At 60.8% G+C, this 14,886-nt stretch carries 13 protein-coding genes; 7 read left to right on the top strand and 6 right to left on the bottom strand.

Features of this window, described 5'->3' with window-relative positions:
- The first annotated feature begins 16 nt into the window (after positions 1-16).
- Together O3675_RS00915 and O3675_RS00910 are read left to right on the top strand one after the other, a co-directional pair.
- Positions 17-919 (top strand): energy-coupling factor ABC transporter ATP-binding protein, encoded by a 903-nt coding sequence (locus tag O3675_RS00915; protein ID WP_371570342.1) that lies wholly within the window; start codon positions 17-19, stop codon positions 917-919.
- Positions 909-1,583: an ABC transporter permease gene (locus tag O3675_RS00910; RefSeq protein WP_070629676.1), complete on the top strand. Its 675-nt coding sequence runs from the start codon at positions 909-911 to the stop codon at positions 1,581-1,583. The genes O3675_RS00915 and O3675_RS00910 overlap by 11 nt, the downstream gene beginning before the upstream one ends.
- Before the next feature lie 79 nt (positions 1,584-1,662).
- Here O3675_RS00910 and O3675_RS00905 read toward each other — a convergent pair whose 3' ends face one another.
- Positions 1,663-2,517: a DUF4253 domain-containing protein gene (locus O3675_RS00905; protein ID WP_005509107.1), complete on the bottom strand. Its 855-nt coding sequence runs from the start codon at positions 2,515-2,517 to the stop codon at positions 1,663-1,665.
- 549 nt (positions 2,518-3,066) lie between these two features.
- Here O3675_RS00905 and O3675_RS00900 point away from each other — a divergent pair.
- Complete coding sequence (locus O3675_RS00900; protein ID WP_005509108.1) at positions 3,067-3,567, top strand: HD domain-containing protein; 501 nt, start codon at positions 3,067-3,069, stop codon at positions 3,565-3,567.
- A 95-nt stretch (positions 3,568-3,662) separates the two neighbouring features.
- On the opposite strand, the gene O3675_RS00895 is transcribed toward O3675_RS00900, so the two are convergent.
- The 5 genes from O3675_RS00895 to O3675_RS00875 all read right to left on the bottom strand — a co-directional run bounded on the left by O3675_RS00895 (position 3,663) and on the right by O3675_RS00875 (position 8,612).
- Entirely contained in the window at positions 3,663-3,992 is a 330-nt protein-coding gene (locus O3675_RS00895; RefSeq protein WP_005506103.1) for a metal-sulfur cluster assembly factor, read from the bottom strand.
- A gap of 39 nt (positions 3,993-4,031) precedes the next feature.
- Positions 4,032-4,790, bottom strand: coding sequence for a Fe-S cluster assembly ATPase SufC (gene sufC / locus O3675_RS00890; protein WP_049356992.1), 759 nt, complete (start codon positions 4,788-4,790; stop codon positions 4,032-4,034).
- Positions 4,791-4,809: 19 nt separating this feature from the next.
- Entirely contained in the window at positions 4,810-6,084 is a 1,275-nt protein-coding gene (sufD, locus tag O3675_RS00885; RefSeq protein ID WP_371570340.1) for a Fe-S cluster assembly protein SufD, read from the bottom strand.
- Positions 6,084-7,541 carry a Fe-S cluster assembly protein SufB gene (gene sufB / locus O3675_RS00880; protein ID WP_049327160.1) on the bottom strand — a complete coding sequence of 486 codons (1,458 nt, stop codon included), beginning with the start codon at positions 7,539-7,541 and terminating at the stop codon, positions 6,084-6,086. The genes sufD and sufB overlap by 1 nt, the downstream gene beginning before the upstream one ends.
- Before the next feature lie 222 nt (positions 7,542-7,763).
- A complete protein-coding gene (locus tag O3675_RS00875) occupies positions 7,764-8,612 on the bottom strand; it encodes a metalloregulator ArsR/SmtB family transcription factor (protein WP_304268179.1) in 849 nt (282 codons plus the stop codon).
- A 176-nt stretch (positions 8,613-8,788) separates the two neighbouring features.
- Here O3675_RS00875 and O3675_RS00870 point away from each other — a divergent pair, with 176 nt between their 5' ends.
- The 4 genes from O3675_RS00870 to tal all read left to right on the top strand — a co-directional run bounded on the left by O3675_RS00870 (position 8,789) and on the right by tal (position 14,861).
- Complete coding sequence (locus O3675_RS00870; RefSeq protein ID WP_371570338.1) at positions 8,789-9,922, top strand: ABC transporter ATP-binding protein; 1,134 nt, start codon at positions 8,789-8,791, stop codon at positions 9,920-9,922.
- Positions 9,919-10,806, top strand: a complete 888-nt coding sequence (locus O3675_RS00865) for an ABC transporter permease (RefSeq protein WP_371570336.1) — start codon at positions 9,919-9,921, stop codon at positions 10,804-10,806. The genes O3675_RS00870 and O3675_RS00865 overlap by 4 nt, the downstream gene beginning before the upstream one ends.
- Before the next feature lie 666 nt (positions 10,807-11,472).
- On the top strand, positions 11,473-13,575 hold the full coding sequence (gene tkt, locus O3675_RS00860) for a transketolase (protein WP_371570334.1): 2,103 nt from the start codon (positions 11,473-11,475) through the stop codon (positions 13,573-13,575).
- A gap of 185 nt (positions 13,576-13,760) precedes the next feature.
- Positions 13,761-14,861: a transaldolase gene (tal, locus tag O3675_RS00855; protein WP_371570331.1), complete on the top strand. Its 1,101-nt coding sequence runs from the start codon at positions 13,761-13,763 to the stop codon at positions 14,859-14,861.
- Positions 14,862-14,886: the final 25 nt, after the last annotated feature.

The raw sequence follows: 14,886 nt of genomic DNA, 5'->3' as shown, positions 1-14,886 counted from the left end.
ACACGAGAGGATAGCTATGTTTTTTCGCCGCTCCACGCGCCAGCCTGCACCGCAGCAGGTGCAAGGCGAGCAGGCAGTGAGCGCCTCTACCAGCATGCCCGCCCTTGAGCTTGAATCGGTGAGTGTTTTCACCGAGCTGCCCGAAGGCGGGCATCGCCGTATCCTCAAGGATGTGAGCCTGCAGTTCACGGCGAAGCGCACCGCGGTGCTGGGTCTGAACGGTAGCGGCAAGTCCACCCTACTGGGGCTTTTCAATGGGCTCACCCACCCGGATGAAGGTATTGTGCGCGTGAACGGTGTCGACACTCTGGAGGCACCGAGCCGCGGCTCGACGGGCGCTCGCGGTAATTCGCAGGGTGCTTTTGAGGGTGTGGGCATGCTCTTCGCCCAGCCGGAGGCGCAGCTGATTATGCCCACCGTTGCCGAAGATATTGACCTAAGTCTGCGCCGTGCCGCCGCCGTTGAAGGTAGTGCCCTCAGCGGTGAGCAGCGCCTCGAACGGATTCGTGAACTGCTCCGTGAGCGCGGCCTGGAACACCTTGAAAGCCAGAGCGTTTTCACCCTCTCGGGAGGCGAAAAGCAGCTGGTCGCTCTCACCAGTGTGCTGGCGGCGCGCCCGCAGATTCTTTTGCTGGATGAGCCGACCACCCTGCTGGATTTGCGCAATCGTGCGCGGCTACTTAAGCACTTGGAGTCGCTGGATCAGATGCTGGTGCTCAGCACTCACGATCTGGATTTGGCGGCGTCCTGCGATGAAGCCGTCATTATTCATGACGGCCGTCTGCTCGCCCAGGGGGATGCGGCACAGCTGGTGCAACAGTACCGCACGTGGTGTGCCGAGGGGTTCCCGAATGAAGGCGCCGATATCGAAGATGCAGGCGACAGCACGGACACTGCAGGAGGCGCGCATGGGCGCTAACACGCCGCGCGTGAATCCTCGCCCCGCCTCTCAGGGCTCGGATTTCAACCCCGGTACTCTGCTGGTGGGTTTCTACCAGCCGTTGAACACGCCGGTGCATCGGGTGCCGCTATGGCTCAAGGGCACGCTCTTCTTTGGGCTGTTTCTGCTGTTGGCGGTGACCGGCTGGCAGGTGGCGCTGGTGGCGCTGATTGCCTCCACGCTGTGCGCTCTATGGGCTGGCGTACCCGCCTCCCAGCTGTGGCTGGTGGTTCGCACGCTGTCTCTGCTGCTACTGATCATGGTCGCTTATTACGTCTTCACAGGGCAGTACGCCTCCGGCGTGGATGCTATCGCGACTATGCTGACGGCTTTCTACGCGTCCCGTACTCTGCTGGTGAGCACTCCCCTGCCGGTTCTGATTGACGGCTTTGTGAGGCTGTGTTCGCCGTTGCGTTTCGTGGGTCTTTCTCCCGAGCGTCTGGGTCTGCTGATTGCGTTGATGGTCCGGTCGATTCCGGCGCTCATGGACCGTTGGGGTGCGTTGCGCCGGGCGGCGGTGGCGCGTAACCTGCCCAAGCGCATGTATTGGCGGCTGCTGATTCCGTGGGTGGTGCAGGCGGTTGATTACGCAACGGCAACCGCTCGTGCTTTGCGGGCGCGGCACGTGGACGAACTGAAATAGCGCAGACACGCGAGAGGGGCGGGACGAACCTTGTAGGTTCATCCCGCCCCTTCGCTTTACTCGCCTAGCTTAGGCTGGTTTAGGGCGTTTCAATGAGGAGCACCGCCGGGAGCTGCTCCCACCACAGGTACCAGTCGTGCTGACCGTAGAGCGCCTCCACGAGCTTGTCGAAGCCGCGGTAGACACGCACCGGCATCGCCGAGGAAACCATCGTATGCTCGACCGCTAGGATTTCGGCGTCGCGGCGGGTCGTGACCGGTACCGGCGTGTAGAACTCGATGAAGTCCGAGGCAATAACAGCCGGGTAGGCGTCGTCACGTTCAAACCAGTAGCGGGCAATGGACAGCATCGCCTCGGGGCTGGGGCTGGAATCCCACCCGCCAAAGGGCAGGTAGGCAAATACCCCGGATACATCCCGCAGCGGCAGGTCCATGATGAGCAGTTCCGCGGCGCTGTCAATGTCGGTAGCTTTGACCTTCTCATTGATGATGCCGGCGGTCAGTTCGAATGGGTACTCCGCCTTCAGCGGCATGCCGATATCGTCTTCACCGAGTTCGCCGTTTTCCATGAGACGGCGGTAGGTTTGCAGGTAGGCGCTCTCGTTCAGCTGTCGGAACGCCTCATGCGCGGCAACTTCTACACCGACTTGATCCAGGTAACGATGCTGGTCGGTGATGAGCTCGTGTGCGTACCGCTTGACGGTGTCGGCGGTGATGTTCTGCACGGGCGTTGAGGTGCGCAGGGAGACGTTATTCTCAATGGTCCCGAGCAGGGTCGGGTCGAGGGCAACCACGATGGGGGTTGTTCCCCGATTCTTGCCCTCGTAGAGGTGTTCGAGGTATCGCCGGTTAAGTTCGGCTCGTGGGGCGCCGTGGCGGATTCGCTCGTGTGGGTAGGGATACAAAGCGACGAAGCGCTCGTAGAGCTCTGCCATGGTGTTCTCCGATGTTTGGTTGCCCCCAGTTTATCGCGTATTTTCGCGGAAAAATACGGGTTTTTGAAGGTTTTAGCAGGGCACGGAGGGCGAGCATTTTTTCCGTTTGATGAGTGTGTATCGGTGTGTGCTAAACACGCTTAAACTGCCTTAGTGTTGGGCGGTTTGCGCACCTGTTTTCGCCAGAAAAAGACAGAAATTTTTTGTCACCATATGAGATTTTGGGCGAGTTACACCGGGCGGTGCAAAAGGGTTCGGAGGACACTTTCGTGGAGGTGGCGGGCGCCTCCTGAATGCCTGTTACCAACCGCAGATACACGGCAGAAAGGGCACCAAACCCACAAGTTCAGAAGGAAAAACGCCCTGTGTTCTTCTTCTACGCGTCATATTTGACGTATTAAGGGTGTTTTGGGCGAGTTCCGCCACCGCCGCCCCACAGCTGGCGTAGAGTGTTGGTACCAGCTACCGTTCCGTATCGGCTTAGCGCAACGTACCGGCACGGTCGCGGGTGCCGTCAACTCGCAGGAGTCTAAACCAACGGAGGTTCTCATGTCGAATAACTACTACAAAGAGATGGTTCGCCTGGCAGACAGCATCGCTGACAAGGCGCATGAGGGGCAGACTGATCGTAACGGCTGGCCCTACATCTCCCACCCTCGCCGTGTGGCTCTTGGGGCACGTAAGCTTGTGTCTGAAATGGCTGCCGCCACTCATCCCGATTCGTCTTTGGAGGAACTGAAGACTGAGGCTCAGATTGTGGCGTTGCTGCACGACACGGTGGAGGATACCGGCGTTTCCCTCGCATATCTGGCCCGTTACTTCTCGGCGCGTATTGTGGATGCGATTGATGCCTTGACCCGCCGCCCCGGCGAATCCTACGAGGCGTACCTGGGTAGGGTGCGTGTGAATGATTTGGCTCGCCTGGTGAAGCTTGCCGATGTCGCGGATAATACTGACCCGCGCCGTCTGGCTCTGCTGCCGGAGCCGACCCGCTCGACCCTGATGATCAAGTACGAATACTCGCTGAAGCTGCTGCACCTGGACGACTAGGTAGGCGCAAAACCCATAAGACACAAAATACCCGCCCGGTGCCGAAGGCATACACCTTCCGCACCGGGCGGGTACCTTATCTGCGAGTCAGGAGCTTAGATGTTGAAGCCCAGCGCGCGCATCATATCGCGGCCGTCCTCAGTAATACGCTCCGGGCCCCACGGCGGCATCCAAACCCAGTTCACACGCCAAGAATCAACCAGGTTATCCAGGTTGCTCTGAACCTGCTCCTCAATAACCTCCTGCAGCGGGCAGGCTGCGGTGGTCAGAGTCAGGTCCAGAATGAGGGTTCCATCCTCATCCCAGCGCAGACCGTAGAGCAGACCGAGGTCAACAATATTGACGCCGAGCTCCGGGTCAATGACCTCCTTGAGGGCTTCCTCAATCTCTTCCTGAGGAACACGACCCTGCACAGTCTCAGTCATAGTCCTATCTTTCTGTCAGAATCCGGTAGGAGAAGAAGCTTACTTCTTACCCACGTAAGAAACGTAGCCCTCTTCTTCCAGGCGGTCAGCCAGCTCGGGGCCGCCCTGGTCAACCATCTTGCCGTCCACGAACACGTGCACGAACTGCGGCTTGATGTAGCGCAGGATGCGGGTGTAGTGGGTAATCAGCATGACGCCCATGTCGTTAGCCTCGTGCGCACGGTTCACGCCCTCAGACACGATCTTCAGTGCGTCAACGTCCAGACCGGAGTCGGTCTCGTCCAGGATGCCGAACTTGGGCTTGAGCAGCTCCAGCTGAAGGATCTCGTGGCGCTTCTTCTCACCACCGGAGAAGCCCTCGTTCACGTTACGTGCGATGAACGCGGGGTCAATCTCCAGGTTCTTCATGGCTTCCTTAACGTCCTTAGTCCAGGTACGCAGGGAGGGAGCCTTGCCGTCCACAGCAGTCTTAGCGGAACGCAGGAAGTTGGACATGGTCACGCCGGGAATCTCAACCGGGTACTGCATAGCCAGGAACAGGCCTGCACGTGCACGCTCGTCCACGCTCATCTCGGTGATGTCCTCACCGTCGAGCAGGATCTGACCGGAGTCAACCTGGTACTTGGGGTGGCCAGCAATGGTGGAAGCCAGAGTGGACTTACCGGAACCGTTCGGGCCCATGATTGCGTGAATCTCGCCCGAGTTGATGGTCAGGTTAACGCCCTTCAGGATGGGCTTGGTGGTTTCGTCGTCGAGGATAACCGAGACGTGAAGGTCCTTGATTTCAAGAGTAGACATTGATTTCTCCTGGTAAAGCTTAGTTGTTGCTGAGGGCGAGCTCTGCCTCAAGGGCCTCGGTGAGCTGCTCTTCAAGTTCGGGAACACGGATCTGCTGAATGATCTCGTTCAGGAAGCCGCGCACGACCAGACGGCGTGCCTCAGCCTCCGGAATACCGCGAGCCTGCAGGTACCACAGGTGCTGCTCATCGAGCTGGCCGGTGGTGGATGCGTGGCCGGCGCCCTCAATCAGGCCGGTCTCAATCTCCAGATTCGGCACGGAGTCGGCGCGGGGGCCAACTTCCAGCAGCAGGTTACGGTTCAGCTCGTAGGTGTCGGTGCCTTCTGCATCCTTACCAATCAGAACGTCGCCAACCCATACGGAGTGCGCACCCTTACCCTGCAGCGCGCCCTTGTAGGTCACGCGGGACTTGCAGTTGGGTACGGAGTGGTCCACGAACAGGCGGGACTCAATGTGCTGACCTGCGTCTACGAAGTACAGGCCGTACATTTCAGTCTCAGCGCCGGGAGCGGTGAACTTGGTGGAGGGGGTCACGCGCACCAGGTCGCCGCCGAGGGACACCACAACGTGCTTGAAGCGTGCGTTGCGGCCCAGCTTAGCGTAGTGTGCGGAGGTGTGGATTGCGTCGTCAGCCCACTGCTGCACGGAAACAACGTTCAGCTCAGCCTCGTCGTTCACCACGAACTCAACGTTCTGTGCCAGGACGGTGGAGCCGGTGTGGCGCAGAACCACAACAGCCTTCGAGAAGGGCTTAGCCTCAATCACGATGTGCTGTGCGGCAGCCTCGTTACCGGTGCCGGTGATGTCAATCTCGACGTGCTCAGCCAGTTCAGCTTCGGCGGGGATGGTCACCACGGTTGCTTCGGTGAAGCTGGACCATGCGTTCGCTGCCACGCGGTCCTCGGGGATACCTGCGGAGCCGATGCGTGCATCCTCGCGGGAGACGGTCTCAACCTGAACCTGCTCGGGTGCAGTAATCTGCGGTGCCGGTGCGGTGCCGGTCAGCTTCTCCAGGTGCAGGCCACCCAGACGCTTCAGCGGGGTGAAGCGCCAGTCCTCTTCACGACCGGTCAGGGGCGCGAAGTCCTCCACGTTGTAGGAGGTCTTACGCTCTGCACGGGATGCTTCGAGTACCTTCTGGACGTTGTTCGGGTTGGAGCCCTGGTGGTGTGCCTCGGTGGCGCGCAGCAGGGTGTCATCGTGGGCGAACTCGGTGGCGAGCTTCTCGCCCTCCTGGTCCATGCCGGGGATGATCGGGGAGTGGTAACCCAGGGTTTCTTCGTTGGTCGGCATTAGCCCACAGATCCTTCCATCTGAAGTTCGATCAGGCGGTTCAGTTCGAGTGCGTACTCCATCGGCAGCTCGCGGGCGATAGGCTCAACGAAGCCGCGGACGATCATCGCCATTGCTTCTTCTTCGCTCAGACCGCGCTGCATCAGGTAGAACAGCTGGTCCTCGGAGACGCGGGAAACGGTCGCCTCGTGACCCATGGTCACATCGTCCTCGCGGACATCCACGTAGGGGTAGGTGTCGGAGCGGGAGATGGTGTCCACCAGCAGTGCGTCACAGACCACGGAGGACTTGGAGTGCTTAGCGCCCTCACGTACCTGAACCAGGCCGCGGTATGCGCTGCGGCCGCCGTTACGTGCCACGGACTTGGACACAATGGTCGAGGAGGTGTTCGGTGCAATGTGAACCATCTTCGAACCGGTGTCCTGGTGCTGACCCTCACCCGCGAACGCGATGGACAGAGTCTCACCCTTAGCGTGCTCGCCGACCATGTAAACAGCCGGGTACTTCTGGGTGACCTTCGAACCGATGTTGCCGTCCACCCATTCCATGGTGGCGCCCTCGTGCGCAACCGCACGCTTGGTCACCAGGTTGTAGACGTTGTTCGACCAGTTCTGAATCGTGGTGTAGCGAACGCGGGCGTTCTTCTTCAGCACAATCTCAACCACTGCGGAGTGCAGGGAGTCGGACTTGTAGATGGGGGCGGTGCAGCCCTCGATGTAGTGAACGTAAGAGCCCTCGTCAGCAATGATCAGGGTGCGCTCGAACTGGCCCATGTTCTCGGTGTTAATACGGAAGTACGCCTGCAGCGGGATCTCCACGTGAACTCCCGGGGGAACGTACACGAAGGAGCCACCGGACCATACGGCGGTGTTCAGTGCGGAGAACTTGTTGTCACCAATCGGGATGATGGAGCCGAAGTATTCCTTGAACAGTTCGGGGTACTCGCGCAGACCGGTGTCGGTGTCGACGAAGATCACGCCCTGCTTCTCCAGGTCCTCACGGATCTGGTGGTACACGACCTCAGACTCGTACTGTGCAGCCACACCCGCGACGAGGGAGTTACGCTCCGCCTCGGGAATGCCCAGACGCTCGTAGGTGGTGCGGATATCCTCGGGCAGTTCGTCCCAAGAAGCCGCCTGACCCTCGGTCGAGCGCACGAAGTACTTGATGTTGTCGAAGTCGATTTCGGAAAGATCCGCGCCCCAGGTGGGCATGGGCTTACGCTCGAAGAACTTCAGCGCCTTCAGACGCATATCCAGCATCCACTGGGGTTCGTTCTTCTTCGCGGAGATGTCACGCACGACGTCCTCGTCCAGGCCGCGCTTTGCTACCTGGCCTGCTTCGTCGGAGTCTGCCCAACCGTACTCGTAGTTGCCAATGCCCTCGAGTTCGGGGTTCATCTCCAGGATCTCTGAAATGACGGTGTCGTTGGCGTTCTGCCCAACTTTCTCAGTCATTACGGCCTTTCTTCGATGGTTATTACATTTCTCTCCGCCACCTGCCGGTTGCAGGCGCGGTAGTTTTTGGGGGCTGATGCCGCGCTCGACCACGGCGTTTAACGTAGCGTGGGGCGGGCGGGTTCCAGCGTGCGGGTCGCACCCTTTGAGGGGTTCATCGGGGTGCGCCGCGGGGTACTGCGGTAAGTGTTACGCGGAAGGTTTCTCTAGGAATAGGTTTCTCTAGGATTCTTCTGCGTTCTTCTCACCCTCGGCGGTGACGCGGTTCAGGGGCACGTGCGTGGTACACACGTGAGCACCCGAAGCCATGGTTGAAAGCCTACGGACATCAACGCCGAGCAGGTCAGAAATAATCCCGGTTTCCTGCTCGCAGAACACTTGGAAGTCTCCAGCGAGGTCACGTACCGGGCAGTGACCCTGACAGAGCTGAATACTTGCCAGAAAATGCTCGGGAACGGTCCGTCCTGCAGGAGGCGCGGTGACCTGAGCGGTCGCCACGAAACCATCCTTGCTCATTGCCTCTGCGAGCGCCTGCGCTCTGGCTGCCACATCATCACCGGCGGCTTCTACGATGGGTCGGTAGCGGGCTTCCATTTCTGCGGCGCGGGCGGAGGCGAAAGCTTCGAGGGCTTCCTGCCCAACCGTGTCGCGGAGCATTTGCAGGGCGTCGCGGGCGATGATGAGGTAGTCGTTGCCGAGGCGTTCGTGGCCCTGGGGGGCGATCACGTAGCGGCGGGCGGGTCGTCCAGCTCCGGCGCCGTGCTTTTTGATGGGCGCGACCTCAATCATGTTGTTGGATTCGAGGGCGTCGAGGTGGCGGCGTACCGCTGCGGGGGTGAGGCTGAGGAGCTCACCGAGGGTTGCTGCGGATACGGGGCCGTTGTTGAGGACTTCTCGCAGGACGCGGTCCCTGGTGCGTTCTTCTGCCTCGGCTTTGCGCTTGGATGTGCGTGCCGCGGAGGACTTTGTACTGGAAGCACCAGTAGAGCCCGAGGCGGCGGTTCGGGTGCCGTTTCGGGTCTGCGCCTCGTTCGTTGAGGCGCGCTGAGGGGTCTTATTCACGGAATACACAAATAAAGTATGTCCTAATTAGTTTTTCTTTGGCTAGTTAGGTACTCCTACTTGCTAACTTTTCTACCTTAAGGTGAACATTTGAGTCGTTACGGGTGTGCTTTAAACGTGAGTTAGGGCATAAGATGAAGGGGGCACACACGCTCCTTCATCGAAAAAATCGAAAGTGACTGTCTATGGAGACCACCACCGCGGGCCAGCAGGACCACCCTGGGCGTGCATCCGCCGCGCCAACGGCACACGCTGAGCACCACACGGAGCCCAGCGCCTCCCCCACTGCACGACGACGCATCGTCGCCGAAGAACCGGCGCTCAGCATTAAAGACCTCATCAAAGAGTTCAAACCCTCACGCGCATTCCGCACCCAATACCCCGAACGGCTCACCGCCAGCGGGCTCTACCGCGCCGTCAACAAGGTCAACCTGCGCGTCTTCCCCGGTGAAGTGGTCGTCCTGCTCGGAGCTAACGGTGCCGGCAAAACCACGACCCTCGCCTGCGCCCAGGGTCTGCTCAAGCCCACCCGCGGTACCGTGCGCCTCCTTGGTGAAAACCCGCTGCAGGCAGACCCGGAGCTGCGCGCCAAGGTCGGCATTATGCTCCAGGACGGCGGCCTGCCCAACGCCATGCACCCCATTCCGCTACTAGAGCATATTTCGACCATGTACACCGACCCGTACCCGGTCGAAGAGCTTGCAGAACGCCTCGGCATTGATGCTTTCAACGGCACCACGATTCGCCGCCTCTCGGGTGGTCAGAAGCAGCGTGTCTCCCTCGCCGCCGCCCTCATTGGACGCCCGGACGTGCTCTTCCTCGACGAGCCTTCCGCAGGCCTGGATCCGCAATCCCGCAACGTCGTCTTCGACATCATTCGTGAACAGCGTGAACTCGGCACCGCAATCGTGCTCACCACGCACCTGATTGACGACGCGCAGAAGCTCGCCGACTACGTCTACATCATTGAAAACGGCACCACGGTTCAGGAAGGTACCGTCTCCGAGCTCATCGCCAGCGACGGCACAAACCGCCTGCGCTACACCCTGGATGCGCCCACCCCCACCCGTGAGCAGCTGTTGCCCGCGCATCTGCGTGCCGGTGTGGAGCTCATCGAGAAGGTGCCCTACACCCCGGCTCGTGACGGTGCGCCCTCCGTACCCGGCGAGTATGAGCTGGTCGGCGCACTGCGTCCCGAGCACCTGGCGACGTTCACCTCCGCTCTCGCCGAGCGCTACCTCATGCCCATTTCTCTCACCATGGAACCGAAGACTCTTGAGGATGTCTTCCTCGACATTTCAGGACGTGATATCCGATGAGCAACACCGCACGCACTAACAACAACCGGGCGGCAGAAAACCCAGCAGAAAAGAACCGAGCAGAAGAACACGCCGCGAACACCCGCCCCAAGGTCTCTTCTATTGACGAAGATGAGGAGTACATTCCCCCGCGCGCGAACTACCCGCTCGTGCGCGTGATCGAGCAGGGCCGCTACGAGACGATGGCGATGCTCCGCAACGGCGAGCAGCTGATGCTCAACATTATTTTTCCCGTCATGGCACTCATTGCCTTGCGGTTCACCGGCCTGATTGATGAGTACGCGAACTCGGTGGGGGTATCCCGCATGGATGCGGCGGTCCCCGGCGTTCTGGCGCTCTGCGTGATTTCTACGGCGCTGTCAGGTCAGGGCATTGCGACCGGTTTTGATCGCCGCTACGGCGTGCTGCGGTTCCTTGCGACCACTCCCCTGGGCCGTAACGGCCTGATTATGGGCAAGTGCATTGCGGTGCTGGTGGTCGTGGCAATTCAGTTCACACTGGTGGCGGCGCTCGGGTACGGTCTGGGCTGGCGCCCGGACGCTATCGCCGTCTCCCGCTCCATCATCACGATGCTCATGGGCGCCGGCGCGTTTACGGCGCTGGGTCTGCTCATTGCCGGCACGGTGCGCGCGGAGGCGACCCTCGCCATCGTGAATATTGCCTGGGTGATTCTTGCCGGTGCCGGCGGCGTGGTGTTCCCGTTGAAGTCCTTCCCCGACTGGTACGCCGGGGTTGTGGCATGGTCGCCCTCGGCGGCTCTGGGTGACGCGCTGCGCGGCAACTTCATTCAGCATCAGTGGCTCGCCGACCCGCACTGGGTCATCATCGTGTGGACCGTGGTCATTGGGTTTATTGCCTCGCGCAAGTTCAAGTGGTCCGACTAGCAACAGCGCAAATACAGACAATGCAAGCGTAGACAGTGCAAGAGCAGACAGAGCTTCTTCTAATTGCAAATTAAAAGGCGGGCGCCGGATATGTTCCGATACATATCCGGCGCCCATTCATATAACACAAACCTTTAGCCTCAACCACGCACAAAGTGTACGGTCAGAGACTAAAAGAAAGCACCCTCCTCCAGAACCTTTTATCTCACCACCACAGTAAGATAATCAATGGTTCTTACGCGGAGGAGGGGCTTCAATCACCGAGATGCAGACCGACCCAACCACTGTTTCGGTCTGCAACCTTCCTGCTCAACCTTAACATGAGCTTCACCACTTTCACAAAAATTGTTACGTTACTGAACAATATTCAGCGCATAGCTCAGAAACACAGCTCAAACATGCACCGTGAAATCCACAGCGCCCGCGTTGTAGCGTAGCTTTTTCTCCATCTCAGCCCCGTATCACCCTGTGAATGTCTGCATTCACACACCGGATACTTCCGCCCAGTGAACTATCCTGTTAAAACGAAAGGGTCGAAACATCCTCCGGGCACCCAGCCACACACGGCACGGGAATAACAGCCTGATGAGAACCGTTACACCCGACGGACAGCGCGCTAGCACAAGCCTGCTGGCGCATCCACTCACGTTGTGAAAGGACACCCACGTGGCAGAGAACTTCCAGTGGACAGAAACCGACCAGCGCGCCGTAGATACCGCACGTATCCTCGCCGCAGACGCCGTAGAAAAGGTCGGATCCGGCCACCCCGGCACCGCAATGAGCCTGGCGCCGGTCGCCTACCTGCTCTTCCAGAAGGTCATGAACCAGGATCCCTCCGACGACCGTTGGGAAGGCCGTGACCGCTTCATCCTCTCCCCCGGCCACACCTCCCTCACCCTGTACACTCAGCTGTTCCTCGGCGGCTACGGCCTGGAAATGAAGGACCTGGAAGCCCTGCGCACCTGGGGTGCACTCACCCCCGGCCACCCCGAATACAAGCACACCAAGGGCGTAGACATCACCACCGGCCCGCTCGGCCAGGGCCTGGCATCCGCCGTTGGTTTCGCCTACGCACAGCGCCGTATGCGCGGCATGTTCGACCCCGAAGCAGCACCGGGCACCTCCCCCTTCGACCACCACGTCTATGTCATCGCCTCCGAAGGTGACGTGCAGGAAGGCGTCACCGCCGAGGCGTGCGCGCTCGCAGGTCACCAGGAGCTCGGCAACCTGATCGTCGTCTGGGACCGCAACCACATCTCCATTGAGGAAGACACCGACGTTGCCTTCACCGAGGACGTAGCAAAGCGCTACGAGTCCTACGGCTGGGATGTTCAGCGCGTGGACTGGACCCGCACCGGCGACTACGTTGAGGACGTCGCAGAACTGTACGCCGCTATTGAGCGTGCAAAGGCTGTCACCGACAAGCCCTCCTTCATTGAGCTGCGCACCATCATCGGCTACCCTGCACCCACCAAGCAGAACACCGGCGCAGTTCACGGCTCCAAGCTGGGCGTTGAAGAGGTCGCCGCAACCAAGGAACTGCTCGGCTTCGACCCCGCCAAGAGCTTCTTCATCGAGGAGAACGTCCTGGCACACACCCGCCAGCTTGTCGAGCGCGGCGCCGCAGCACACAAGGCATGGGACGAGAAGTTCGAGGCATGGGCTAAGGCTAACCCCGAGCGCGCCGAACTGTACAAGCGCCTCGTCGCAGGCGAACTGCCCGCAGACTACAAGGCTGCTTTCCCCGTGTTCGAGGCTGGCACCTCCGTGGCAACCCGCGCGGCATCCGGCACCGTCATCAACGCTATTGCTGACACCTTCCCCGAACTGTGGGGTGGCTCCGCTGACCTCGCCGGCTCGAACCTGACCACCATCAAGGGTGCGGATTCCTTCAACCCGGCATCGCGCAGCACCGAAGACTGGACCGGCAACCCCTACGGCCGCGTACTGCACTTCGGTATTCGTGAGCAGGCTGCCGCAGCAATCGTCAACGGCATCGTGCTCTCCTCCCCCACCCGCGCATTCTCGGGCACCTTCTTCGTGTTCTCCGACTACCAGCGCCCGGCTGTTCGCCTCTCCGCGCTGATGGGCGTTCCCGCACTGTACGTGTGGACCCACGACTCCATCGGTGTGGGCGAGGACGGCCCCACCCACCAGCCGATCGAGCACCTCTCCTCGCTGCGCGCTATCCCCGGCTTCGACGTGGTTCGCCCCGCGGACGCTAACGAAACCGCCGTCGCATGGCGCACCATCCTGGAGAAGTCCGACCGCCCCGCAGGTATCGTGCTCTCCCGTCAGAACCTGCCTGTCTGGGCTCGTGAAGACGTGCACGCAGACGCTGAGGGTGAGAAGTTCGCCTCCGCTGAGGGCACCGCACGCGGCGGCTACATCATGGCTGACACCGAGGGCACCCCGGACGTCATCCTGATCGCTACCGGCTCTGAGGTTGAGCTCGCTGTTCAGGCTCGCGCAACCCTCGCGGAGCAGGGCATCGCGGCTCGCGTGGTTTCCATGCCTTCGCGTGAGTGGTTCGCTGAGCAGGACGCAGAGTACCGCGAGTCGGTTCTGCCCTCCTCGGTTGCAGCCCGCGTCTCCGTCGAGGCTGGCCTGGCGATGAGCTGGTACGACCTGCTCGGCACCGCCGGCCGCGCCGTATCCATCGAGCACTTCGGTGCATCCGCCGATGCGAAGACCCTGTACCGCGAATTCGGTATCACCGCGGAGGCTGTCGTGGCTGCCGCGAAGGATTCCATCGAGGCCGCTAAGTAGGCGTAACAACGCCGCGGTAACTGCCGCGCACACTGCGCTCCCCCTGTACGGGTGGGGTGCGGACGCAACGGGGAGGCTCCAGCTGACCGCTCAGCCGGAGCCTCCCGCCGCCCAGAAGATTTCGCCGATATCTCAAATTTCAATTTCGACATTTTCAATTTCGACAAAGAATCGAAGGTTTTCACATGTCTGAGTCCACTCAGAAGCTTTCCGACGCCGGTGTCTCCATCTGGCTTGACGACCTCTCCCGTGAGCGTCTGACCAGCGGCAACCTCGCCGAACTCATCAAGACCCACAACGTCGTCGGTGTGACCACCAACCCCACCATCTTCGCTGGCGCGCTCTCCAAGGGCGCCGCATACGCTGAGCAGATGCGTGAGCTTGCCGCCGCCGGCGCAAGCGTTGAAGAGGCAGTCTTCGCCGCAACCTGCGACGACGTACGCAACGCCTGCGACGTGTTCGCACCCGTCTACGAGGCGTCCAACGGTTTTGACGGCCGCGTCTCCATCGAGGTTGACCCCCGCCTGGCACGCGACGCCGAAGGCACCGCCAAGATGGCACGTGAACTCTACGAGCGCGTGGGCCGCGAAAACGTCATGATCAAGATCCCCGCAACCCAGGAAGGTCTGCGCCCCATCGCGGAGACCCTGGCTGCCGGCATCAGCGTGAACGTGACCCTGATCTTCTCCCTGACCCGTTACCGCGAGGTCATCAACGCCTACATGCTCGGCCTGGAGCAGGCGCTGGAGAACGGTAAGGACCTGTCCACCATCCACTCGGTCGCATCCTTCTTCGTCTCCCGCGTAGACACCGAAATCGATGCACGCCTCGAAGCGGCCGGCGGCGACGCTGTGCAGCTCAAGGGCAAGGCAGGCCTGGCGAACGCACGCCTCGCCTACGAGGTGTTCGAGGAAATGTTCTCCTCCGAGCGTTGGGCACGTCTGCAGGCACACGGCGCGAACGTACAGCGCCCGCTGTGGGCATCCACCGGCGTGAAGGACCCGTCCCTGCCGGACACCCTGTACGTCACCGGCCTGGTCGCACCCAACACCGTGAACACCATGCCCGAGGCAACCCTGAACGCTGTTGCCGACCACGGCGAGGTTACCGGCAACACCATCGTGCCGAACTACTCCGAGTCCAACAACGTTCTGGACGCTATCTCCGCTTACGTCTCCTACCCGGAGGTCGTGGAGAAGCTCGAGGTTGAGGGCCTGTCCAAGTTCGACGTCTCCTGGGAAGAGCTGCTGCAGACCGTCCGCGAGGCACTCGAGCAGGCTAAGTAGAACCAGGCGACACAGCCGAATCTAC

The organism is Rothia sp. 27098_8_27 (assembly GCF_041432805.1).
GTDB classification, from domain to species: Bacteria; Actinomycetota; Actinomycetes; order Actinomycetales; family Micrococcaceae; genus Rothia; species Rothia mucilaginosa.
The sequence above is the reverse complement of the archived record's forward strand: the minus strand, read 5'-3'. Positions and strand labels throughout refer to the sequence as shown.

What these genes read in the sequence shown, in the direction of transcription:
- O3675_RS00910 (WP_070629676.1), top strand. Translation starts at nt 909, where the DNA reads ATGGGCGCTAACACGCCGCGCGTGAATCCTCGCCCCGCCTCTCAGGGC.
- O3675_RS00865 (WP_371570336.1), top strand. Translation starts at nt 9,919, where the DNA reads ATGAGCAACACCGCACGCACTAACAACAACCGGGCGGCAGAAAACCCA.
- O3675_RS00895 (WP_005506103.1), bottom strand. Translation starts at nt 3,992, where the DNA reads ATGACTGAGACTGTGCAGGGTCGTGTTCCTCAGGAAGAGATTGAGGAA.
- tal (WP_371570331.1), top strand. Translation starts at nt 13,761, where the DNA reads ATGTCTGAGTCCACTCAGAAGCTTTCCGACGCCGGTGTCTCCATCTGG.
- O3675_RS00900 (WP_005509108.1), top strand. Translation starts at nt 3,067, where the DNA reads ATGTCGAATAACTACTACAAAGAGATGGTTCGCCTGGCAGACAGCATC.
- sufD (WP_371570340.1), bottom strand. Translation starts at nt 6,084, where the DNA reads ATGCCGACCAACGAAGAAACCCTGGGTTACCACTCCCCGATCATCCCC.
- sufB (WP_049327160.1), bottom strand. Translation starts at nt 7,541, where the DNA reads ATGACTGAGAAAGTTGGGCAGAACGCCAACGACACCGTCATTTCAGAG.
- O3675_RS00870 (WP_371570338.1), top strand. Translation starts at nt 8,789, where the DNA reads ATGGAGACCACCACCGCGGGCCAGCAGGACCACCCTGGGCGTGCATCC.
- sufC (WP_049356992.1), bottom strand. Translation starts at nt 4,790, where the DNA reads ATGTCTACTCTTGAAATCAAGGACCTTCACGTCTCGGTTATCCTCGAC.
- O3675_RS00905 (WP_005509107.1), bottom strand. Translation starts at nt 2,517, where the DNA reads ATGGCAGAGCTCTACGAGCGCTTCGTCGCTTTGTATCCCTACCCACAC.
- O3675_RS00915 (WP_371570342.1), top strand. Translation starts at nt 17, where the DNA reads ATGTTTTTTCGCCGCTCCACGCGCCAGCCTGCACCGCAGCAGGTGCAA.